Origin of the sequence: Crateriforma conspicua (assembly GCF_007752935.1) — a bacterium.
GTDB lineage: Bacteria > Planctomycetota > Planctomycetia > Pirellulales > Pirellulaceae > Crateriforma > Crateriforma conspicua.
On sequence record NZ_CP036319.1, the window covers coordinates 3,997,457 to 4,021,149 of the forward strand.

21 protein-coding genes are annotated in these 23,693 nt (G+C 57.4%); 3 read left to right on the forward strand and 18 right to left on the reverse strand.

Going from position 1 to position 23,693, the window contains the following annotated elements; all coding sequences use genetic code 11:
• Nucleotides 1–56: 56 nt before the first annotated feature.
• Genes yjfF through Mal65_RS14745 form a run of 4 tightly spaced genes read right to left on the reverse strand, consistent with a single transcriptional unit; the run spans nt 57 to nt 4,575 of the window.
• Entirely contained in the window at nt 57–1,025 is a 969-nt protein-coding gene (gene yjfF, locus Mal65_RS14730) for a galactofuranose ABC transporter, permease protein YjfF (protein WP_145299028.1), read from the reverse strand.
• Nucleotides 1,022–2,041, reverse strand: coding sequence for an ABC transporter permease (locus Mal65_RS14735; RefSeq protein ID WP_145299031.1), 1,020 nt, complete (start codon nt 2,039–2,041; stop codon nt 1,022–1,024). Before Mal65_RS14735 ends, yjfF begins: the two co-directional genes overlap by 4 nt.
• Nucleotides 2,028–3,575 (reverse strand): sugar ABC transporter ATP-binding protein, encoded by a 1,548-nt coding sequence (locus tag Mal65_RS14740; RefSeq protein WP_145299034.1) that lies wholly within the window; start codon nt 3,573–3,575, stop codon nt 2,028–2,030. Before Mal65_RS14740 ends, Mal65_RS14735 begins: the two co-directional genes overlap by 14 nt.
• Nucleotides 3,576–3,600: 25 nt before the next feature.
• Nucleotides 3,601–4,575 carry an ABC transporter substrate-binding protein gene (locus Mal65_RS14745; protein ID WP_196784179.1) on the reverse strand — a complete coding sequence of 325 codons (975 nt, stop codon included), beginning with the start codon at nt 4,573–4,575 and terminating at the stop codon, nt 3,601–3,603.
• A gap of 273 nt (nt 4,576–4,848) precedes the next feature.
• On the opposite strand from Mal65_RS14745, the gene bioA reads away from it, so the two are divergent.
• The gene (gene bioA, locus Mal65_RS14750) at nt 4,849–6,132 is read left to right on the forward strand and encodes an adenosylmethionine--8-amino-7-oxononanoate transaminase (protein WP_145299040.1); all 1,284 of its coding nucleotides are present in this window, start codon (nt 4,849–4,851) and stop codon (nt 6,130–6,132) included.
• A gap of 35 nt (nt 6,133–6,167) precedes the next feature.
• Here the strand turns inward: bioA and Mal65_RS14755 are convergent, their stop codons facing one another.
• The 9 genes from Mal65_RS14755 to Mal65_RS14795 form a co-directional block, all read right to left on the reverse strand.
• Nucleotides 6,168–7,088 (reverse strand): sugar phosphate isomerase/epimerase family protein, encoded by a 921-nt coding sequence (locus Mal65_RS14755; RefSeq protein ID WP_145299043.1) that lies wholly within the window; start codon nt 7,086–7,088, stop codon nt 6,168–6,170.
• A 639-nt stretch (nt 7,089–7,727) separates the two neighbouring features.
• Nucleotides 7,728–8,228 (reverse strand): DUF6960 family protein, encoded by a 501-nt coding sequence (locus tag Mal65_RS14760; protein WP_145299046.1) that lies wholly within the window; start codon nt 8,226–8,228, stop codon nt 7,728–7,730.
• Between the two features lie 125 nt (nt 8,229–8,353).
• Nucleotides 8,354–9,385: a DUF4272 domain-containing protein gene (locus tag Mal65_RS14765; RefSeq protein WP_145299049.1), complete on the reverse strand. Its 1,032-nt coding sequence runs from the start codon at nt 9,383–9,385 to the stop codon at nt 8,354–8,356.
• A 6-nt stretch (nt 9,386–9,391) separates the two neighbouring features.
• Complete coding sequence (gene phoU / locus Mal65_RS14770) at nt 9,392–10,120, reverse strand: phosphate signaling complex protein PhoU (RefSeq protein ID WP_145299052.1); 729 nt, start codon at nt 10,118–10,120, stop codon at nt 9,392–9,394.
• Between the two features lie 117 nt (nt 10,121–10,237).
• Nucleotides 10,238–11,020, reverse strand: a complete 783-nt coding sequence (gene pstB, locus Mal65_RS14775; RefSeq protein ID WP_390621977.1) for a phosphate ABC transporter ATP-binding protein PstB — start codon at nt 11,018–11,020, stop codon at nt 10,238–10,240.
• A 71-nt stretch (nt 11,021–11,091) separates the two neighbouring features.
• Nucleotides 11,092–12,321, reverse strand: a complete 1,230-nt coding sequence (locus tag Mal65_RS14780; protein ID WP_390621857.1) for a PstA family ABC transporter permease — start codon at nt 12,319–12,321, stop codon at nt 11,092–11,094.
• A gap of 23 nt (nt 12,322–12,344) precedes the next feature.
• Nucleotides 12,345–13,295 (reverse strand): phosphate ABC transporter permease subunit PstC, encoded by a 951-nt coding sequence (gene pstC / locus Mal65_RS14785; RefSeq protein ID WP_145299058.1) that lies wholly within the window; start codon nt 13,293–13,295, stop codon nt 12,345–12,347.
• Nucleotides 13,296–13,343: 48 nt separating this feature from the next.
• Entirely contained in the window at nt 13,344–14,411 is a 1,068-nt protein-coding gene (locus Mal65_RS14790; protein ID WP_145299061.1) for a PstS family phosphate ABC transporter substrate-binding protein, read from the reverse strand.
• Nucleotides 14,412–14,675: 264 nt separating this feature from the next.
• Nucleotides 14,676–15,224, reverse strand: a complete 549-nt coding sequence (locus Mal65_RS14795; RefSeq protein ID WP_231131141.1) for an acyl-CoA thioesterase — start codon at nt 15,222–15,224, stop codon at nt 14,676–14,678.
• 172 nt (nt 15,225–15,396) lie between these two features.
• On the opposite strand from Mal65_RS14795, the gene Mal65_RS14800 reads away from it, so the two are divergent.
• Together Mal65_RS14800 and Mal65_RS14805 are read left to right on the forward strand one after the other, a co-directional pair.
• Complete coding sequence (locus tag Mal65_RS14800) at nt 15,397–16,077, forward strand: DOMON domain-containing protein (RefSeq protein WP_196784181.1); 681 nt, start codon at nt 15,397–15,399, stop codon at nt 16,075–16,077.
• On the forward strand, nt 16,074–16,256 hold the full coding sequence (locus Mal65_RS14805; protein WP_145299064.1) for a hypothetical protein: 183 nt from the start codon (nt 16,074–16,076) through the stop codon (nt 16,254–16,256). Before Mal65_RS14800 ends, Mal65_RS14805 begins: the two co-directional genes overlap by 4 nt.
• Before the next feature lie 27 nt (nt 16,257–16,283).
• Here the strand turns inward: Mal65_RS14805 and Mal65_RS14810 are convergent, their stop codons facing one another.
• From Mal65_RS14810 to Mal65_RS14825, 5 genes are all read right to left on the reverse strand, one after another.
• The gene (locus Mal65_RS14810) at nt 16,284–17,243 is read right to left on the reverse strand and encodes a sugar phosphate isomerase/epimerase family protein (protein ID WP_196784182.1); all 960 of its coding nucleotides are present in this window, start codon (nt 17,241–17,243) and stop codon (nt 16,284–16,286) included.
• A 120-nt stretch (nt 17,244–17,363) separates the two neighbouring features.
• Nucleotides 17,364–19,565, reverse strand: a complete 2,202-nt coding sequence (locus tag Mal65_RS14815) for a sulfatase-like hydrolase/transferase (protein WP_196784183.1) — start codon at nt 19,563–19,565, stop codon at nt 17,364–17,366.
• A 507-nt stretch (nt 19,566–20,072) separates the two neighbouring features.
• Complete coding sequence (locus Mal65_RS26525) at nt 20,073–20,276, reverse strand: hypothetical protein (protein WP_165701285.1); 204 nt, start codon at nt 20,274–20,276, stop codon at nt 20,073–20,075.
• Nucleotides 20,277–20,345: 69 nt separating this feature from the next.
• Nucleotides 20,346–20,873 carry a transposase gene (locus tag Mal65_RS14820; protein WP_145299067.1) on the reverse strand — a complete coding sequence of 176 codons (528 nt, stop codon included), beginning with the start codon at nt 20,871–20,873 and terminating at the stop codon, nt 20,346–20,348.
• 530 nt (nt 20,874–21,403) lie between these two features.
• Complete coding sequence (locus Mal65_RS14825) at nt 21,404–23,353, reverse strand: sulfatase-like hydrolase/transferase (RefSeq protein ID WP_196784184.1); 1,950 nt, start codon at nt 23,351–23,353, stop codon at nt 21,404–21,406.
• Between the last annotated feature and the right edge of the window lie 340 nt (nt 23,354–23,693).

Below are 23,693 nucleotides of genomic sequence, written 5' to 3' on the forward strand. Positions count from 1 at the left end.
CGGTTCGGTGGTACAGCACGGAGACCGGTGCATCTGGTGTGCCAGAGCAGCGGCGGTCAGCGAGCGCGGCTGAGCCAACGCTGGAGAATGATAAATCCCATCAAAAGAATGCCGATGGAGATTCGGGCCAAGGAAGCCGGCAGGTTGGAGAAATACGTGATCTGATAAATCGTCGAATAGATCAACACACCCAACAACGTACCCGGCACAAAACCGATTCCACCGGTCAATAATGTGCCACCAATGACGACGACGGCGATCGCGTCCAATTCCAGTGACATGGCGTTGGCGGGATTGCCCGAATCCATGTACAGCGTCATCACGATTCCGGCCAGCGAAGCACAAAACCCGCTAAACGTATACACACCGATCTTGGTTCTGGCGACGGGCAAACCCATCAACACCGCCGACGATTCGCTGCCGCCGGTGGCGTACAAATTCCGCCCGAACCGGGTGAAGTGGGCGATCACCACCGTCACCAAAAACATGCCAAGGAAAACAAGAGCACCAAAGCTAAGCTCTGCGCCGCCGCCGATCGGCAAAGTAAGGTCGTTCAGTCGGTCATACATCGGATGGTTGATTTGGACCGATTCCTTCTTGATGGCAAAGGCCATACCGCGGGCAAAGAACAACCCGGCCAGAGTCACCAGGAATGCCGGCAACCGGAATACCTGAACCAACATTCCCATCAGGCCGCCAAAAGCTGTGCCGATGCCAAGAGCGGCGATCCATGCGGCGACCGGTGACCAGCGTCCGTCGCTGATCAGGGTGGCAACCAGAATGGTTGTGAACCCGATCATCGATCCCACTGACAGATCGATGCCACCGGACAAGATGACCAGAGTCATTCCCAGTGCGGCGATCCCCAGAAACGCGTTCTCCGACACCAAGTCGGCCATGACATAACTGGATGCGAACCCATCGAATTGTGACGACGCACCGCCCAGCAATAAAACAAGCACGAATGCGGTCGTCAGCAGCGGAACGACCTTTGGCGACAGCCGCAGAAATCCAGTGACTTTCATGCCTTCGCCCTCCGGAAAACCATGCGGCGAAAGACGTCGGACTGCAAAAGACAAACAAACAAAATCACGGCGGCTTTGGGAACCGGGGCGACATCCGGCGCGACTCCGAACGTGTACATCGTCGTCAGAAGCGTCTGCAGCAAGATCGCGCCGATCAACGATCCGGTCAGCGAAAAACGACCGCCCGACAACGCTGTTCCGCCAACCACGACGGCAAAGATCGCGTCCAATTCGGTGAATACACCGGCATTGACGGTATCCGCCGCATTGATGTTGGAAGCATCGATCAGTCCGGCGATCCCCGCACACAAGCCCGAAAACATGTACACGGCAATTTTGACACCGTGTGCGTGGATGCCGACGGCTCGGCTGGCGTTCGGATTGGCACCGACCGCTTCGATAAACAAACCCACCGCGGTTCGGCGAACGATCAACAGCGTGGCCAGGAACAACAGAACGAACAACGTGACGGTGAACGGTAGACCCAGAAAGTGTCCATTACCGATGAAATCAAAGGCGGGACTGAATTGATCATCCACCAGCGCAATGACTTTTTCGCCGGTGATGTAACGCGCGATTCCGCGACCGGACACCATCAAGATCAGCGTGGCAACGATGGGCTGGATCCCGACGATCGACACCAGCCCCCCATTGATCGCGCCGGCGATCAGTGACGCGGATAATGCGGCCACGATGACAACCGGAAAGGGCAGTGATGTTTCGGTCAACAGCAACGCCGCAACGGCGCCGGAGATCGCCATGATGGACCCGACCGACAAATCGACGCCGCCCGTTGCGATGACCAGCGTCATTCCGACGGCCAAAATGATTCCGATCGACCCCCGATTCAGCACATCCACCAAGCTGCCGTACAGATGTCCGTCACGCACCTGGATGTCAAAGAACGATGGTGAACTGAACGCATTGAAGATCAACAAGGCCGCCAATGCCATCAGCGGCCAAAAGATCGTGCTGTCAACGAAACGTCGGTACCAAGGCGGATCATGCGTCGTCATGATGTGCGATCCGTTGCATGATGTTGGATTCGTTCAAATCATCGCCGTCCAGCATGTCGATCAACCGGCGGTCACGCATCACGGCCACCTCCTGGCACGTCCGCACGACTTCATCCAATTCGGATGAAACAAAGACGACGGACATCCCATCACGACGCAACGATTCGACCAACGATTCGATTTCCGCCTTGGCACCGACATCGATGCCCCGTGTGGGTTCGTCCAGCAGGATCAACTTGGGCTGCATCGCCAGCCACCGTGCCAGCAGCACCTTTTGTTGGTTGCCACCGGAAAGGTTCCCCACGGGCGTTTCGGGGGAAGGTGTTTTGATGCCCAGACGTTCGATGTAGTGTTCGGCCAACGCGTTCTGCTTAGCCAACGAAAGCGTCCGCCACGCACCGGCGCGGGCCTGCAAGGCGACAACGATGTTTTGTCGAACGGACAAGTCCAAGAACACGCCGTCACGCTTTCGGTCTTCTGGGCAAAACGCCAAGCCGCGACGAATCATTTTTCGTGGCGACGGGTGATCCACCGTTTCGCCATCGATCGACAACGTGCCTTCGCCGGGACGATCCAGTCCGAACAGCAATCGGATCACTTCCGTTCGCCCGGATCCCAACAACCCCGCCAGACCGGTCACGCGGCCGGGATGCAGTTCCAGATCAAAGGGCTGGACCGTGTTCTGTCCCGCTAGGCCCATGGCCGATAGCAATGGCGTGTCGGCACCCGCGGAAGTATCCGCCTTGGCATCGTCCGGTCGTGCCCTTGGCATTTGCGTATCAACAATCTCATCGGGGTCACGGCCCAGCATCTTGGCGACCAACTGCAGACGCGGCAATTCGCCGGTCGGGTACGTGCCGACGTGTCGACCGTTTCGCAGCACGGTGATGCGGTCGGCCAGTCGATAGACTTGATCCAAAAAATGAGTGACGAAGATGATCGCGATGCCTTCGTCCTTCAGACGTTGCAACACAACGAACAACTCGTCGACCTCGCGTTCGTCCAAGCTGGATGTCGGTTCGTCCAGGATCAACAACTTTGCCTGAACATCGACCGCGCGGGCCAGGGCGACCAATTGTTGGACGGCAATGGAACAGTCCGCCAATTCCCGTTGCACTTTGACGTCCAGTCCGATGCGGCGAACGGCGTTGGCGGCGCGGCGGCGAATCTGTTTCCACGACAGCAATCCGAATCGCGTCGGTTGGCGACCGAGCATGATGTTTTCGGCGACGCTGAGGTGCGGGATCAGGTTCACTTCTTGGTAAACCGTGCTGATCCCCAACCGTTCGGCGTCCGATGGGCTGTGCGGAGCAATGGTTTGCCCGTCGAACCAGATCTGTCCAGAATCTCGGCTGTGAACACCGGTCAAGACTTTGATCAGTGTCGACTTGCCGGCACCGTTTTCGCCCATCAAGGCATGGATTTCGCCTGGGCGAATGGATAGATCGACTTCATCAAGCGCGCGAACACCGGGGAACGTTTTACTGATCCCTTCGATTCGCAAAAGCTCGTTTGATGTCGGCTGATCAGGCATCGTGTCGGATCGCCAAGGGGGATAATCAATACTTGCGTGATTCGATGACGTCCGCCGCCTGTTCCATCTCGAACACGGAATCTTCGATCAAGGTCACCTTGTCCAGTTGGTCGGCTTGGCCGCTTAGAATTTTTTCGACCGCTTCCATTGCCAATGGACCCTGCAGCGGATTGCATTCGACGGTGCAGTTCAGTTTGCCATCGACCATCGCTTCGAATGCCGCGCGGACGCCGTCAACGCTGACGATCACGATGTCTTCGGCCGGCTTCATTCCCGCATCTTCGATGGCTTGGATCGCGCCAATCGCCATGTCATCGTTGTGCGCGTAAACGGCGTCGATTTCATCGCCATACTTTTTCAAGAACGCTTCCATGACCTCTTTGCCTTTGCTGCGTCGGAACTCGCCACTTTGCGAAGCGATGATTTCGATGCCGCTCTGGTCAGCGATGGCTTCACGAAACCCGTTGAATCGGTTGATCGTGGGGGAAGCGCCAGGGTTGCCTTGCAATTCGACGACTTTGGCTTGACCACCCATCTTTTCGGCCAACCACTTGCCCGCTTTTTTGCCTTCGGTGTAAGTGTCAGCGCCGATGTAGGTCACGTACAGCGATTCGTCGTCGGTATTAACTTTGCGGTCCAGGATGACGACTGGAATGTTTCGCTTCTTCGCTTTTTCCAGCACGTTGTCCCAACCGGTTTCGACGATCGGGGCCAGGATGATCGCGTCGACGCCTTGATTGACGAACGAGCTGAACGCCTTGATTTGGTTTTCTTGCTTGGATTGGCCTTCGGCGAAACGCAAATCATAGCCCTTGTCCGCCGCGGCTTCCTTGACCGAAACCGTGTGAGCGTTTCGCCAATCGTTATCCGCCCCCGTTTGGACGAACGCGATGACCGGCGCATCGCCGTCGCCGCCGGCATTGTCGCTGGATCCGCCACAGCCGACGATCAGCATCAGTGCCGACAAGAACGTCAATTGGATCAACGGAAACGACTTCATACTCATTGCGTCCTGTTTGAAGGGCGTGGCGTGGGGCAGCGGGGGCCGACAGAACTCGGTCGAGGCGCACTCGCGGGCCGATCGCCGGCGTGCATTCTGTCGAATGTTAACAAGGATAACGCAAGCCGGTTCGGCTGGCATCATCGATCAACCAGCTGCGACCCAGGTTTGCCATGATTGACGTTGGTTTCGCATGATTGCGGATCCGCGGGGCAAATCGGAAGATACTCCCGCCCGATGTTCCCCACACATTGCCAAACGATGCGACGCTCCATGTTACAACCGTCACGACCACCCGAGTGGCAGGAATCCGCCGCGGACCATTTGTGGATGCCGTACTGTCAAATGAAGACGGCACCGAGCCCGTTGCCGGTTGAATCGACCCAGGGCGTGCGAATCCGCTTGTCCGACGGGCGCGAATTGATTGACGCCATGGCTTCGTGGTGGTGCGCCTGTCACGGATACAACCATCCTCACATCGTGGACGCGCTGGTCCAGCAGGCCCAGCGGATGCCTCACGTGATGATGGGTGGCCTGCAACATCAACCGGCCGCCGACCTGGCGCGTCGCCTGGCCGATTTACTGCCCGGTGATCTCAGTCGCGTATTTCTTTGCGACAGTGGAAGTGTGGCCGTTGAGGTGGCGATGAAAATGGCGATGCAGTTTCATCGACAGACTGAACAGCCCAGACGCAAGACCTTCATCGCCTTTGATCGCGCCTATCACGGCGACACGACGGGCGCGATGTCGTTGTGCGATCCGGTCCGCAGCATGCACGCGGAATTCAGCGGCGGGTTGTTGGAACAGATTCATCTGCCCATTCCCGAATGCGATGCCAGTCGATCTGCCTTGCGTGACACATTGCAACGCCATGGATCGACCATCGCCGGTGTCTTCATCGAACCCACAGTGCAGGGCGCCGGCGGGATGCGTTTCCATGACCCCGACGTGCTGACGTTTCTGCGCTCGCAGTGCGACCAGCACGGCGTGTTGATGATTGCCGACGAATTGGCGACCGGGTTCGGGCGCACCGGCGTCATGTTTGGCGTCGATTCGGCCGATGTGACTCCCGACATTATCTGTTTGGGCAAATCGTTGACCGGTGGCGCGATCGGACTTGCCGCCACGGTCGCCACCGATCGTGTTTTCGGTGCTTTCTGGTCCGATGATTCGCAGAACGCTTTCATGCACGGCCCAACCTTCATGGGCAATCCGCTGGCCTGTGCCGCCGCCTGTGCATCGTTGGAACTGTTTGAACGCGAACCGCGATTGCAACAAGCCAAAGCGATCGAGGACCAGCTTTCCACATGGCTGAAACCCGCCGAATCGATCCCACGTGTGGTCGACGTTCGCTGTAAAGGCGGGATCGGCGTGATCCAGGTCGATCGTTTGGACCACTTGGACCGACTGCGCAGCCGATTCGTCGAAGAAGGCATCTGGATTCGACCGTTCGGCGATGTGATTTACACAACGCCCGCACTCAACATTGCATCGCAGGATCTGAAGACGATCGCTGATGCGATGGTCCGTGTGACCGAACAGTGGTCCACCTGGTGATTCTCTATCGACAGGACGACCATGGTCACCGAGAATCAGGCGTTTTTGGGCAAGTAGTTTCGCAGAAACGTATGGCTTTGCCGCAGCGACAATTCGATCGTTTCGTCGGAACCTTCATACGCCCGATCTTCGACTTCCACACAAACCGGTCCGGTGTAGCCGGTGCAAGTCAACGTGGAAAAGAACTTGCCCCAATCGACATCCCCCATGCCGGGCAGTTTGGGCGTGTGATAGAGATTGGGAAACGCCAGCGTGCCGACATCGTTCAGCTTTTCGGTGTCCACGCGAACATCCTTGGCATGGACATGGAAGATGCGGTCGGCGAATTCACGCAGCGGTGCCAGATAATCCATTTGTTGAAACACCATGTGCGACGGGTCATAGTTCAATCCGAAATTGGGATTCGGAATGTCTTCGAACATGCGACGCCAGATCGCCGGACTGTGTGCCAGGTTTTTGCCACCCGGCCATTCATCGGCGGTGAACAGCATGGGGCAGTTTTCGATGCCGATTTGGACGCCCAAGTCTTCGGCTTCTTGAATGATCGGTCGCCATGTTTCCAAGAAGCGTGGCCAGTTTTCGTCAACATTCTTGGTCCAGTCGCGGCCAATGAACGTCGTCATTTTGCCGATGCCCAGTTCCGCCGACGCCGCGACAACCGTACGGATGTGTTCGACCGCGGTCGACGATTCCTCAGCGTCGGGTGACAACGCATTGGGGTAATAGCCCAGCGAACTGATGCTGATTTCATGTCGTGCGCAAACGTCTTTGATCTGGCCGGCGTCGTAGTCCAGCACATTGATGTGAGTGATGCCGGCGTATCGACGACTGGCTTTGCCGGGCGGCCAACAGCAAACTTCCAAACATTGGTAACCGATGCGCGAAGCCAACTGCATCACGCTTTCCAGATTCATGTCGGGAACGATGGCGGTGACGAAACCAAGAGGACGAATCATCGCGGCATTCTTTCAACAGGGTTGGGTGGAGGTTCAGTTTCGTGTTTGTCTAGCGTATCACGATGATCCGCCGTCCGGTAACTCGCAGGCTGTTGATCCGGCTGATGGGATCGCAGGGAGAATCGAAGGCTCAGTCGGCAGACTGGGTGTTGCCGATGACTTCCCAGTTGCCAGTCGCAAAACGCCCACTTCTGTCCCCTACAACTCCGTGCCTTTGTGCCTCCGTGCGAGGTCCGATCGCGACCGTGGGAGATGTCTCTCACAGAGGCGCGAAGGCACAGAGGAAAAGAGAGGGTGGGGTCGTGGGGGCGATGAAGTTTGTTGTCTGACGGCCAGCGGCAACACGCCCACTCCTGCCCCCTACAACTCCGTGCCTTTGTGCCTCCGTGCGAGGCCCGAACGCGACCATGGGAGGAGTCTCTCACGGAGACGCGGAGGCACGGAGAGAATGAAAGAAAGAGGTCGTGCCGGTCGATCAAGTTTGTTGGCTGACGGCCAGCGGCAACACGCCCGCTCCTGTCCCCTACAACTCCGTGCCTTTGTGCCTCCGTGCGAGGCCCAAACGCGACCGCAAAAGAAAACTCACATCAACGCGTGGTGAAGACAGTGCCGCGGTGCTGCGTTTGTGCATCATTGAGATCAGCGGTCGTCAGTCGTCTGCCAATCGGTCAGCGTTTCACCGGCGCCGGTCCACTTGGGATGAGGGTGCTTGGTCATTCCAGGTCGGACCTTTTCCTTCACATCCAACCGCTTCAACTGATCGGCGGTGTAAAGGTTCGGCACGACGCTGTCGGCGCGACGCAGGCGATAGACGATACAGCCTTTGCGCTGGACAAAATGCATGCCCCAAACCGATGCAACGAACAAGTCACGCTGCATCCCCACGCCGGCGACTTCGACTTGATCGCCGATATCGATCCCGTCAGGCCTGATTCGCAGCCAAAGACACGGACGCAATCGAAAGCGAACGGCGCCGTAGCTGTAGTGATAGTACGAACCGTCAAACGCGAACCGTTTCAAAACACGTTCACTGGGCAGACAACGATTCGCCGCGGCGATGTCCGATGGATGAATGAACGATTGACCGTCCTCCGGCCAACGAGCGATGATTCCGTATTGAGGCAGTTCGGGTGCCAGCATCGGTGCAATCGGGAAAGTCAATGAAACAGAGACACCGCCGATGGAATTGCATCGGCGGCCACACCATTATGACAAACCGTGAACCCCGGTGGATATCGGCCCGAACCATCGGATGTGCCGTTGTTTCAAGTCGACGTATCCACGTCGTCCCAGGCCGGCCCCTGGGCGTCGATCAACCAATGCAGCGCGTGTTGTCGTTCGACCAGCACGAAACCGTCAATCCCAGCCGGAGGATCTTTTCGGCGATTGGCGGCATCGCGAGCGGCCCAGAGAAGCCGCAAGTTCAAATCAGTGGCGTCCAAGATCTGTTCCGTCGGACGCAGCTTTGCCGTGGTAACGAAGTCCGATTCCGTCCCGGCAAAAATCAGCCGTGCGACCGTGGGAACGTCACAAATCTTGTCGGCGAATTCCAGTTCCGGGTGCATTCCAAGCGCCCACTGCAGGGCGTACAGCGATTCGTAACGCCAACAATGGTCAGCGGCCTGATCCGGCGTCGGACGTTCAACTTGCAGGAACGACTTTTCCGCCGTGGTCAGTGCGTGCAGCGCCAGCGGATGGCGACGTTCGATGGCATCCAAGGGAATCGGACGACCGGCCATGACCGATTCGGCGCGAGCGGCGACCAGAAACAACGCAAGGCATCGCCAGGCCACGTCATCAGCACCGCGCAGCTTGACCTCTTGCATCCCCGGGATCGGTGGCAGCACTTCCGGCGGATCGATCAACCGATTCCGCATCACCATTTCGCTTTGCAGTTGGCGTTGGCGTGCATCAGCAGGAAACGGTAATTCCGCATCGGGGTGTGGTTTACCGCTGGCTGGGTCCATCAAGATGCGGCCAGACGGATCGCGGACCGTCCCATCGGCGAAATACAGAATCGCATTGTTCGCCCAGGCCCATTTGGACACCGTTGCAAATTCCGCGTCGTCAATTTCGAAACTGAAATGGTGCGACGTGCGATCGATGTGCTGCAACAGGTTTTGGATCGCGGGCGAATCCGCCGCGTCTTTGGCCTTCGTGACGCAGTAATCACGCAACCGATTCAGATCGTCCGACAGCTTGTCGTTTCGGCGACTGCGTCGTGACGCGGCGCGATGTTCAAAGGACAGGTCCTGAGGGTCTTCCAGCGTGCTGTAGGCATGAATTAACAGATTCATGGCCCTTCAATACTCGTTCGGATCTTCTGATTCCATCGGCGAAGAACTCTTCTGCCCCTTGCTTCGCGGCAATTGAATGTCACCGTGTTGATGGCGAACGATTTCGCCTTCGGACATATAGATGACATCTTCGGCCAAGGATTCGGCGATGTCGGCAATTTGTTCCAACAATCGTGCGGCGCTGAAACAGTGCATCGCGGGAATGATGTAGTCCTTGTCTTCCAGCATCAAGTCTTCCAACAGGTCGATCACGATGCGGTTCTGTTCATCCACTTGTTCGTCTTGCTTGATGACTTCGGTCGCACGGACCGCGTTGCCCTGAACGAACGCGTCGACGCTGTCACGAACCATTTCCAGCGCGTTGGTGACCATCGATGACAATTCATCGGGGACCGGGAACAACGGGTACAAGTCCAGCGATTTGGCACGTTCGGCAATGTTGCACGCCAAGTCCGCCATCCGTTCCAGTTCATCGTTGACTTTGATGACCGTCACCACCCATCGCAAGTCTTCGGCGACCGGCTGATGCAGTGCCAACAGCTTCAGACATTCTTCTTCGATACGAATGTCCGTCATGTCGATTTTCGTGTCGGCTTCGATCACCTGATCGGCGATATCGCGGCGGCGCTCGACCAGCGATCGCACCGACAACTGAACCATCTGTTCGACGTCGGCAAACTGTCCCAACAGATCAATACGCAATTGGTCCAGCGCACGTCGCAGGTGCTTTGACATGTTTACATCCGTCGGGTCGAAAAACGCGAACAAGCCTGGGTGCTTGACAAGCCTTGCAACCTACCAAGAAACGCCGTCGAATGTCAGCGTGGTGCCGATACCGAGCGTTCGACAGGATCAACCGAAGCGGCCGCGGACGTAATCGTCGGTCTGCTTTTCTTGCGGTTTGGTAAAGATCGTTTCGGTGTCACCCGATTCGACCAGTTTGCCGTTATAGAAGAACGCCGTCTGGTCGCTACAGCGGGATGCCTGTTGCATGTTGTGCGTGACCATGACGATCGTGTACTGCTGACGCAATTCGAAGATCAAATCTTCGATCGCCAGGGTGCTGGCCGGGTCCAGGGCACTACACGGTTCGTCCATCAGCAGCACGTCCGGTCCGACCGCGATCGCGCGGGCGATGCACAACCGTTGTTGCTGGCCGCCGGACAAACCCATGGCCGGTGAATGCAGGCGGTTTTTGACTTCGTCCCATACGGCGGCTTTTTCCAAAGACCACTGGACCAGTTCGTCCAGCTGGTTCTTGGTCAGCTTCATGTGCAGCCGAGGACCGAAAGCGACGTTGTCGTAAATTGATTTGGGGAACGGATTGGGCTTTTGAAACACGATCCCGATTTGTCGACGCAGCCGGACCACGTCGGTGGATTTGGCCAGGATGTCCAGTTCGCCCATCGTCAATGTGCCGCGTGCGTGAGCACTGGGGACGATGTCGTTCATGCGGTTGATCCAGCGAAGCAGCGTGCTTTTGCCACAGCCGCTGGGCCCGATGAATGCCGTCACACGATTCTTGGGAATGTGCAGCGACAAGTCATGCAGGGCTTGAAAGTCACCGTACCAGGCATTGAAGCCTTCGATCCGAATCATCGTTTCGGTCGGCCCTTCCGATTCGGCGTGGGGCATGCTGCTGGTCATTACACGGGGACTGGATGAGATCGACATGTTGTCTGCTGACATTTCGGTGTTGGAATGCATCAGGATTGCTGCATCCGTTGTCGAAGATAGATGGCGATCCCGTTCAGCATCAGCAGAACCACCAACAACACGATAATCGCCGCGGCGGCGAGTTCTTGGAAAGTCGCCTGTTGCCGACCCGCCCAATCAAAAATCAACAGCGGCATCGTGACAACGGTGTCCATCAAATGATGGGGGCCGGAATCTTTGGAGATCGCGGCACCCAGCACGATCAGGATGGGCGCGGCTTCGCCGATCGCCCGACCCATGGCCAAAATGACACCTGTTAGGATACCGGGTATGGCCACCGGAAGCGAAACATGGCGGACCGTTTGCCAAGTGGTCGAACCCAGGCCGAGCGAGGCTTCACGCAGCGCCGGCGGCACGCTTCGCAGTGCTTCCTGCGACGAAATGATCACGATGGGCAAAATCACCAGACCCAGCGTCAGCCCACCAGCCAGGAAACTTTGTCCGAACGGCAACCGAAAGAAATACCAACTGCGGTCGGAATAGATGCCGCCGGTCGCACCCTTTCGGACGGTCCGCCGTTTGACATCCGGGGCGGTCGGTTTCGGTGTGCCGGGTTCCCAGATTTCCACCTGCACCTTTTGGCCGGTCGAATCGATGCCCTCGGTCGGTTCGTTGACTTTGATCTTCGATCCTTCGCGATCACCCTGAGGGATCAGAACCGTTTGGCCGGTCTCCAGCGACAGCACTTGATAGAACTTCTGTTCGCCGGCGATGACCCAGGCCGTCGACTCGTTGACTTGGATTTGGCCGAAGATGTTGAACATGTAGACGAATGCCGACAGACCCAACAGCCCGTAAACGATCGACGGAACGCCGGCCAAGTTGGCGATGTTCAACTGGATGAAACCGCGAAACCACTGCAACACTTTAGACGTCGGTTTGAATTCTTCCAGATAGACGGCCGTCGCGATGCCCAGCGGAATGGCGAACAATCCACATACGCCCAAGACGAAAAAGGAACCGATGATCGATGGCCACATGCCGGCCGCTTCGGGGTTCAATTCGCTGTGTGCGTTTTGCAGCAAACTGGGCGTCAATCGACCGCCGCCCTGCACGCCTATCGACGCCAGCAGGACGGCCAAAACGGCCACGCTTAGCAGTGCGATCAGGACGCAGACGACGTAAAAGATGCGACTGTTGCGACGTCGGCGATCGGAGTTGGCCGATTGCTGCGCACTGTCAATGTTCGTCAGGACTTCGGGAACCGGTGACTTTGCCAGGTCCGCGGTCGGTACAGCAGAACTCAATGGTAGGTCTCCTGATAACGCCGACGGATCAGTTGGCCCAGCAGTGTCATGACGAAGGTGATCAAGAACAGCGTGATCGCGACGCCATACAGACTGTAATACTGCACGGTACCGAACTCGTTCTCGCTTTTGATCATTTCCACAATGAAGCCCGTCATCGTCTGGGATTGTCGGGTCGGGTCGGCCGAGAACGTGGCGCGAGTCCCCGCGGCCAGTGCGACGACCATCGTTTCACCGATCGCACGACCGAAGGCCAGCAAGAAAGCGCTGACGATCCCCGAAAGCGCGGCCGGCACGACGACTTTGATCGACGTTTCGAACGGGGTGCATCCCATGCCGTAGGCGCCCTCTCGTAAACTGCGAGGCACGGCTTGAAGCGCGTCTTCGGACAAACTGCACACCATCGGCAAGCACAGAATGCCCACCGCGATGCCCGCGCTGGCGGCGTTGAAGGTGTCGAAGGCGCCTCCGCTGACGAATTGCAACGACGGGCTGATCACGAGAATTGCAAAGTAACCCAGGACCACCGTCGGAATACCCGCGATGATTTCCAAGGTCGGTTTTAACCACGATCGAATCCGTGGCGATGCGTATTCGCTCAGATAGATCGCCGTGATCAACCCCAGCGGCAACGCGATGATCATCGCGATCAACGTCACTCGGAACGTCCCGCTAAGCAGCGGCATGATGCCGAATTCGGCTTGTTCCAGGTCGGGCGATTGCAACGCGGTCCACTCGGTGCCGGTCAGAAATTCCGACGCGGTCACATAGGGGCTGCTGAAGAACTGATAGCTTTGGGTCAGCAACATGCCGACGATTCCGATCGTGATCGCAATCGTCAACAAGGCGCTGATCGCCAACAGAAACACGATCAGCTTTTCACGCAACAGCTTTCCAGCGGTCGACGTGAATTCGCGTTTCGTCAGGGCAACCGGTGTGGTGCTCATCAGGGCAATCGCCAATCAATCGTAAGCGGACCAAGACGCCTGTCGGGCTCACTTGGTCAGGTTTTCGGCAACGAAGATGTCGGCCAGAGGACCGCCACGCTTTTCGCCCGATTCGTCAACATAGTGCGTGCCCAACACGACGTTTTCGTAGTTTTCACGGGCACGTGCCAGCAATTCTTCGGGCAACTTGACGTAGCCGACCTTTTCACAGGTTTCCGGAACGTTGGTCAGATAATAATCAACGAACGTCGCGACTTCCGCCTTATCCAACGATTCGGCGTTCACATAAATGAACAGCGGGCGGCTGAAGGGGGCGTACTTGTTGCCGGAAATGTTTTCGGTCGTCGGCATGTATGCGGTGCCGTCTTCCGGATTGACGATCGGAACCGCCTTCAGCTTGTCTTGGTTCTCTTCGAAGTAGGCGACGCCGAAGAAGCCGATGCTGTAGCGATTGCCGGCGACACCCTGGACCAGGATGTTGTCGTCCTCATTCAGGCTCATGTCCTTACGCAGCCCGATCTCATCGGCCAAGACCTCTTTGGTGTAATCGTAGGTGCCCGATCCGGTTCCCGGTGCGAAGATATTGATCGTCTCGTCCGGCCACGATTCGTCGATCTCGTTCCACTTCGAAACGGGATTGTCGTCGGCAAAGATCTTGGTCAACTGCTCAACGGTCAGGCTTTCGACCCAATCGTTTTCCGGGTGAATGACGAAAGTCAAACCGTCAAAGGCGACCGGCAGTTCGACGAATTCGACACCGGCTTCGCGGCAAGATTCCAATTCCGACGGTTTGATCGGTCGCGATGCACCGCTGATGTCGGTTTCTTTCAATGCGAAACGCTTGAACCCGTTACCGGTGCCTTTGCCCGACACGGTGATTGAAACGCCGGGGGCGACGTCGCGGAATTGTTCTTGGACCGCGTTGCTGATCGGTTGGACGGTGCTGCTGCCGTCGACTTCGATGTTGCCGACCAGGTTGGATTGGGCTTCGCCGGTTTCCGCCGTCGGTGTGGTCGTGCTGCTGTTACAGCCGGCAACCGCCAGCGCCAACGCGGCCAAGCCGCAGGTCAGGCCGTTCGTGCGGCGCTTCAAAACCGAAACAAAAGTTGTGGACATCGGAGTGGTTTCTGCGTCGTGATTGTTTGGGGACAAAGGCTGCGAAAGCTCGCCGGGTCCGGCCTGTGGGATCACTGAGGGTCAGTCGTCCTTCGGCGGTGACCGCACGAACTTTCACTCGTTGGGCTGGTCAGGCTAGCACGGGCGAAAAAAACTGGCGAGTCTTTGAAGTGCGGCGAATGTGTGAATTTTATGTGAACCGATGTCCGCCCCGGCTGACTTTGGCATTTACGCCTTTGGTGACGATCCGGACGCCCTGGATCGCTAGGGGGACTGGTCCGCCGAAAACGCCGTCCGAAGGAACTCGGGAACACGTTGGATCTGCCCTTCGCGATCAATCACCGCCAGCGTCACGTCGGCTTGGACCAAAAGTTCTTGGTCACGATACAGATGATATTGGTGCATTATTTTTCCAGCCGTCACGCCGGTGATTTCCGTCTCCAATCGCAGTAAATCGTCGTAGCAGGCGGGACGACGGTACCGACAGTCAACGCGGACGACGACGACCAACTGGCCGGCTTCTTCCATTTCGCGATAGTTGCCACCGGAAGCCCGCAGCAGCTCCGTTCGCCCCATCTCGAAATACTGCAAGAATCGTGAATGGTGGACAAACCCCATGGGATCGCATTCGTCGTAGCGGACGCGAATTTCGATCGAATGCTGACGCAGCATCGGCGTGCTTTCCTTCCAATGAACCGGCGGATTCGGTTGCCACGTTGCCCCGACGGAGGGGGCGACGGCGAAACGGTGCGGTTGATTGTAAAGACACAAATCGACCACGGCGGACGGCGTGCAATCAGCGGGCGTTTGCATCAGCCGCACAGCGACACGTAAGGTGACGGTTTCGCATCGGCCCGCAAGCCCGCGAAGTCACCGGCCGCGCTCAAGGAATGTCCCGACGGCGGCCCGTGGACGACATCAACATTGAAGCCCGACCGATCGGCAGCCTGGTGCGTGCCCGGTCGAAAAATGGAGCAAATTCAACATGACGGACGAAGCCTCCGAAGCGACCACCCGGTTGATCGACCCGAGCTTTCTGTTTCGATTTGAACTGGAAATTCCCCACGTGCCGCTTCAATGGAAAGCGGCCGGGGTCAGCTTGCCGGAATCGTGTCGGCTGCCCGACCTGGGGCAACTGGGCGAACACCCCAGTTTCGCCGACGTCCGAATCGGCTGGGACGAAACCGGGATCGGCATCGCCGTGATCGTTTCCGGAAAATCATCCGTCCCGTGGTGCCGCGAAACACGGTTGGAAGACAGCGATGGAGTGCATCTGTGGATCGACACACGCTGCAGCCCCAACATTCACCGTGCAACCGGTTTCTGTCATCGCTTTCTGTTCATGCCGGCCGGCGGCGGTCCGTCACGCGACAAACCGGTCGCCAGCTTGGTGCCGATTCAGCGAGCCCGAGCGAACCCGAAACCCATCAAACCTGGCAGCCTGAAAGTGATGGCGATCGCTCGTCACGACGGCTACAAACTCAGCGGGTTCATCCCCGCCGCGGCGATGACCGGATTCGACCCGTCCAGCCAAAGTCGCTTGGGCTTTTTCTGCTCGATCGTTGACCGTGAATTAGGATGGCAAACGTTGTCGCTGGGACCGGAATACCCCGTGGCCGATGATCCCAGTTTGTGGTGCCAAGCGGTCTTGAAGCAGGGCGAATGAAAAAGCTTCCCAAAAAAGCCATTTGCAAATGGAACAAAGCGACGCTGGAAAAGGCGTTACCGATTCTGCTCCAACAAGCCGACCAGGCGCAGTACGTTTGCCGCAAGTGCGGGCGCATCGCCGCTGATCCCAAAAACCTATGCAAGGCGATGCATCGATCGGACTTTGACAAAAGCTGACGCGGTGGTGGTTCACGTCCGCTGCGATCAAGCGATGGCTTGCCGCAATTCGTCCAGCGCTTGCGGGACGTGTTCGTAGGGCTGTTCTTCCTCGTATTCCAAATTCACAAAGCCTTGGTAACCACCGTCCCGCAGAATCGCGGCGATTCGCTTCAAATCGGCTGGTGACTTCGTACGGTCGGGCGACCGCATGACCACTTTGACTTGAACGTTAACGGCATAGCCGACGCACTTTTCCAAATCGCCGTAAGGGTCATCGGAAAAGAAGTTGCCCGTGTCCAGATTCATGCCGACCCAAGGGCTGGACACCCGCTGCATAATCGTCAGCATCTGGTCGCTGGTCAGATTGCCGTGATTTTCCACGCCCAGCATGATGCCATGGTTCGCGGCGTGCTCGGCACACTGTTCCAACGCCTCAATCGCTTCGTCGATCCGTGCGGGTTCTTTGTCGATCTGAGCGCCCGTCCCGGCAAAGAACCGGATGTGGGGTGCACCCAAAACGGCGGCGTGATCGATCCACTGTTTGGCGGCGGCGATTTCCGATTCCAATCGCTCGCCACGACCGACGGTGAAGTTGTTGCCGATGGCGGTTCCGCTGATCGCAAGACCTTTCAAAAACGCGGATCGTTTCAAATCCAGAAAGTAGTCGCGGTCCGGATCGTTGCGAAAGAAGTAACTGGTCAATTCCGCGCCATCACATCCGTGATCGGCGCAGTACTGCAGGAAGCCTTCCATATCCATCGCCGGCCCATCACTCTGCGGCTGCTTCTTCTTTCCCTTCATGTACGAAAAGTACTGGCGAAACGAATACGCCGCCAAGGCAAGCTTCAGCCGTGACGGACCGGTTCGCTGGATCGGTTCTCTTGCGATGGCGGTCGACACGGTGGTGGCGGGAATGGCCAGCGCGGCGGCCGCGCTGCAAAGGACTTGGCGTCGTGAATAGGTCATCGTCTTGGGCGGGTCAATGGTTTCAGGTGGGAACGTCATCGCGAATCGCTTCGCCATCGTCGGCGGCCATTGTAACGTCGCGCATACGACGGGGAGCGGATCAGGCGTGCGGTGCCAATTTGGCGTTGCGACGCTTGCATAAAGGAATGGTTCGAAAAATCATTCAACGCTGGCCGCTGCGGCGTACACCGGCGGCTGCCAATCTTTGGGAAGCCGACCTTGTGGCTTCACGCCCAGCGATCCCTCAGCAATGGTGACTTCGCCGGCGTGAATCAAGGGCAGGTTGTCAGGCAAGTGCTTGATGCGAAAGTCCTTGTACTGGATCTTCATGGCCGGTCCGACATGAACCTGCACGGCCAAAACTCCTTCCAGTGATCGCCCGGCTTCATCCAGATCGATCACGTCCGATGTCATGTGACCATCGATCCAATGCTGATGATGGTTGCCTTTGACCAAGACACGGTATTCGTGCCATTGATCAGGTTCAAAATCTCGAATCGGAAACTCGCCGACGATCCAGGGCTGGCCGTCGGTGTCGATGACGACTTTCTGGCCCGTGCGAGCGATGATGCGACGGCCTTTTTCGTCGTACAACATTCCGTTGTAATCCGGACGATCCGCGACCACGTCACACTGGTATCCCGACACAACATCCAGACCAAGATCTGGTCGCATGGTTCCACGATATTGGATGCCGCTGTTGCCGCCGGTGGTCACCTTGACCTTCACGCGCAGGTCGAAATTGCGAACGGTCGAATGTTTCCATGTGATGAATCGATTCATCTTTAAGGTCCCGTCGGCGACCCCCGTCAATGCACCGTCTTGGACCGACCAATACTTGGAATCGCCCGACCAACCACGCAACGACTTTCCATCAAAGACGCGAACGAATCCATCGGCATCGGGCTTGGCACTCACATTGGCCGCCGCAACGGGCATGGGATCGGTCGATTCATTGAATAGATCCAGCGGTTGTAAAGGACCGCCCAACTGTTGCACCCGAGCATCCGTTCGCTTCCGCATCTGTGCCAAGACATCGGCGTGATCTGGGTCATCGACCAAGTTCGTTAGCTCTTCAGGATCATTCTGCAGATCGTGCAGAAACTCGTAGCCCCCGTTGTCGAAATACCTCACGTACTTGTACTGGTGGTTTCGAAGGCCTTCGAATGCCGGGATGCGGTTCCGTACCGCAAAATGTTCGTGGAAGCTCTCGGTTCTCCACTCATCCACCGCATCGCCCTGAACAATCCGGCGGATACTGGTTCCTTGATAGCGATCGGGAATTTCCACCGATGCGTAATCAAGAAAGGTCGACGGCAGATCCAGATTCAAGACCGTCTTCTGTGATACCTGGCCTTTGGCGTCCTCGGGCACCCGAGGGTCCATGACGATCATGGGGACGCGAAGAGCATCGTCGTAGTGCGACCACTTGCCGGCGAAACCGCGGTTGCCCATGTAGTACCCGTTGTCCGCGGAGTAGACGATGATGGTGTTGTCCGCCATCCCGGCGTCTTCCAACGCTTTCATAAAGCGGCCGATCGCCCCGTCGATCCCGCTGACCATGCGATAGTAAGCACGCATATTGGTTTGATATTTCTGCGGCGTGTTCCATCGCCAAAAATAGCGTTCCCGATTGATCGTCGTTTTCAAAAACTCGGGTTGGCTTTCGAAGATTCCAGGAGACGCCAAACGTGGTTCTGGGATCTGGACGTCTTCATACATGCCGTCCACCGAACGCGGCCAAGGGAAATGACCGATCCCTGGCCGGCGGTCGCTGTCTTCGGCGTGACACGCGTTGAACCACAGGTTCAGTGCAAACGGCTTGTCCGGGTCCTGCCGTTGAATGAAGTCGATCCCGCGATCGACAATCACTTCGGTTTCGTGCCGCAGGCTGCCGTCGGCTTGTCGCTTGTAGAAAGGGTTCCGTCCGATCGCTTCGAATTCATCGAAGTGGTCTTCGCGACGGAAATCCTTGGGCATCTTCGCATGCCACTTTCCAAAATACCCGGTTCGATAGCCGCTTGCACGAAGGCGATCGGTGTACAGTTCTCGAACAGCATCAGCGGTTGCCAACTCGCGATTACCCGGCGTTCCATAGCTGCGGCCCGTCAAGCCGGTCAGGATCGTGGTGCGGCTGACCCAGCAAATCGCTTGGCTGACAAACGCGTTTTCAAACCGAGTTCCCCGTCGGGCAAGTTGGTCAATGTTGGGCGTCTGGATGATCGGGTTTCCGTAGCACCCCAGCGTCGAAGTCGTTTGATCGTCCGTGAAAAAGAAGACAATGTTCGGCGGCTGCTGAGCCGATGCGCCACGAGTTAGCAAAGCAAGTAGGACGACCAGGATGGCAGACGGTTTCATCATCGAAGAATTACGGCGGGGAAATGGATGGCGGGGATCGCGTGTTCGTATTGGATCACGTCCGTCATTGTAGTCATGCCGGCCCCCACTCGGTTGCCGGCGTTGGTGATCCGCACGCTGCTAGCCGCGGGTATTGTGCGCCGCACGGTGCTAGCCGCGGGTATTGTGCGCCGCACGGTGCTAGCCGCTGGTCTGTGAGCCGCACGGTGCTAGCCGCGGGTCTGTGAGCCGCACGGCGCTAGCCGCGGGTTTTGTAGCGTCATGTTTTGACTCGTTGCCAACCGGACCGGCGGCTAGCGCCTTGCCGCTAATTCGTGAGCCGCACGGCGCTAGCCGCGGGTTTTGTAGCGTCATGTTTTGACTCGTTGCCAACCGGACCGGCGGCTAGCGCCTTGCCGCTAATTCGTGAGCCGCATGGCGCTAGCCGCGGGTTCTGCAGCATCACGATTGACTCGTTGCCAACCCAACCGGCAGCTAGCCCTTTGCCGCGGCTTTATGAGCCGCACGGCGCTAGCCGCGGGTGTTGTAGCGCCACGGTTTGACTCGTTGCAAACCCAAACCGGCAGCCAACGCCTTGCCGCTAATTCGTGAGCCGCACGGCGCAAGCCGCGGGTTCTGCAGCATCACGTTTGACTCGTTGCAAACCCAACCGGCAGCCAACGCCTTGCCGCTAATTCGTGAGCCGCACGGCGCAAGCCGCGGGTTCTGCAGCATCACGTTTGACTCGTTGCAAACCCAACCGCCGGCTAGCGCCTTGCCGCTGATGGGATTGATGCCTTCGCGTCATCCCCACTTTCCGCGGTCCATCCGATCTTGAGCCTCGGAAACATAGATCATAACCTGCTCCAGATCGTCATCGGTGACAATCAATTGAATATCACCACCCTTGGTCCAGACCTTCTCGTTCATCACTGGATTTTGCCCGTGCCGCAAAACTCGCGTCGCATTCGCCTTGAACTGGTCGCGAACCCGTTTAACTCCATCAGACATGCGAAAGTTCGGATCGCCAATGCTGGGCACTACAGTGACCACGATATGCACATGGTTAGAACGTGCTGAAACCGCATGCAACTGCCAACCGCGACGTTGCGCATGTTGACGAATGACCTCCTCAACGCTCTCGCGCTGACTCGATTCGAGCAGTACGGCATTCTCCTTCATCCGGTCTTTGCACCAGTCTTCCAATACGGGCTGCGGTTGTTGCTCGCCCTGTTTCCATCTCGTCCAACCACGGGCATCACCGGGCAACCATGAGCCATAAGTGGTCCATGTAATGAATAGGGTTACTGGATCGCAAAAATCGTTCGGCATGTAGCCTTTATACCAGCGGCGATGCACCGGCGGCTAGCGCCGTGCCGCTAATTCGTGAGCCGCACGGCGCTAGCCGCGGGTTTGTGAGCCGCAGGGCGCTAGCCGCGGGTTTGTGAGCCGCAGGGCGCTAGCCGCGGGTTCTGTAGCGTCACGGTTTGACTCGTTGCAAACCCAACCGGCAGCTAGCGCCTTGCCGCTGATTCATGAGCCGCAGGGCGCTAGCCGCGGGTTTTGTAACGCCACGATTTGATTCGTTGCCAATCGGACCGGTGGCTAGCGCCTTGCCGCTAATTCGTGAGCCGCAGGGCGCTAGCCGCGGGTTTTGTAGCGCCACGATTTGATTCGTTGCCAATCGGACCGGTGGCTAGCGCCTTACCGCTGACTTGTGAGCCGCATGGCGCTAGCCGCGGGTTTTGTAGCGCCACGGTTTGACTCGTTGCAAACCCAACCGGCAGCTAGCGCCTTGCCGCTGATTCGTGAGCCGCATGGCGCTAGCCGCGGGTTTTGCAGCGTCATGCCAACCGAACCGATCAACGCTTCGAAACAGCCATCGCTGGCTCTGGAATGATCTCCGGCGGAATGTCCAGCTTCTTGTCGTCCGCCCCAAGGGCAAAGTCACTGATGTGAAACGTGTTCTCCATCGACCAATCACACTCCGCCCGACCGTCCCCCAAAACAATCCTCCCCAGCTTTTGACGAAACCACTCGGCAAGCTCTCGATACTCCGACTGACCGGCGACGTTTCGCCGTTCCAGCGGATCAACTGCCAAGTCGTACAGCATCAGGTCCACTTCCTCCGCCGGTGCATCCAACGCCCAACGCAGATCCTGGCCCAACTGGTTCTTGTTCACCAAGTTGTCGAAGGGACGCGTCCGCATCGAGAAACGAAAACGATCGGTATGCAGATAGGCTCGCGGCCCAACGATCACGTTGATCTCGCCCACCGCATATTGCCGTTCCGGTCGCTTGCCGTCGATCACGTCAAACAAACTGTATCCGTCCAGATAGTCGAAGCGTTCACTGTGAATGTCCAAACCGGCGGACGCCAACAACGTGGGCGCGAAATCGACATATTCCACCAGCTGGTCACAAACCGTCCCTGGAACAACCGCATTCTTATCCGACGACACCAAGATGACCGAGTCGGATACCGATTGTCGCCACGGCGTGAACTTGGCTTCGATCCCTTGTTCCCCCAAGTGCCATCCGTGGTCGCCGATGGTGAACAGAATCCGATAGTCTGCGTCGCGTGATTCACAATACGCTTTGAATTTGTCGACCGCGTCGCCGATCAAAGCATCGCCATAGGCACAAAACGCATAGTAATCTTGAATGGCCGTTTGTTTTTCCTCGGGCGTCAAGTCATCGATCTTCGTCGCCTGATACATCCGCTGCATCTGTGGCGGCAATCGTTCCACGTCAGACTTATCAAACTCCGGAACCTTGTACGAATACTGTGCAAACCGATCGCGGAATGATTTGGGCGGCAACACGGGGGTGTGGGGCAAGTGAAAACTGAGGTGGATGAACACAGGACGTTCTGTATCGACGCCCCGCTGTGATTTTCCCCAGGCGGTCAGATATTCGCTGTCGCGGTTCGTCAGATATCGAGTGTACTCATCGACCACGGCCGCATCGATCGTCTTCCCGGCCGGCTTTGGGTTGACGCCACCGATGATCAAACTCGGATTGGACCGCGTGTAGCTGCGCAGCAGATCGAACTGTTGATCCACTTCGCGCCGGGCCGCCAAGTCCTCGGGCGTTAGGTCTTCACCCACGCGACTGATGAAATATTCCTTGGTCCGGCCATCGGGATACAACACCTTTTCGGCGGTTCCGATCACCTGGGTGCGTCCTTGGCGTTTCCCGAACCGCACGCCGGTGAAGATTTCGCCGATGCCGTTTTTTTGCAGGTCGTGTTTAAAGTCGACTTCGGTGTCAAACAAACCGGCATCGTTGTATCCCTGTCCGGGCCCCCATCGGAAAATGTAGTGACCGGGTTTGCCGAACAACGCGGTTTGATACCCGTGATCGCGAAGGGTTTGCGATACGGTGGGACGCACAAAATCGGGGGCCTGGTGCGTGATTTCAAACGCATAATGGCCATTACGAAACGGGTAACGTCCCGTATGCATCGAACCGCGGGAAGGCGCACAAACGGGCGCGTTGCAAAACACTCGAGTAAACAAGACGCCTTCACCCGCCAATCGGTCGATGTTCGGCGATTCCACATGGCCCAGTGGACTGTCGTCCTGACCATAAACCGCCCGGTTATAAGCTTGGATCGAATCGGACCGATGATCATCGGTCACGATCCAAAGCAGGTTCGGTGCTCGTGTTTGTGCGGACTCGGCACGGACGACCGTATCGCACAAGGAACCAATCGCAGCAAACACGACCAGCCCGCCGGCCATCCAGCACCGCAAGGAAGCGTGAAGTGGATGCCCGGTTCCAAAGCGTTCGCTGCGTTCTGTTTTCATGTCATTTCCGCTGATGTGTTGTGAATCGAACCAGGCTGAACGCCCGAATTCGCATTCTGACGCGCCACGAAATAGCAACCTCCCGATTGTTAACAATCGCAGCCTATCGCGACAGTGCCAAGGGTTTGCTCCATGACACGAACACAAAACGTCGTGACCGCAAAACTACGCCAGTCTTTGCGAGCGGATCGCTTCTTTTCCATACATAACCGGACGAACATGGAAGCAGCAGTGGTTTCGACCGGACAGAACATTTCCAGAATGCGACAGAAAACCGCTACAACGAATCGTCCAAACGCAGCTCATTAAGACAACGTTGGCGAAACTTATCTGATAGGGG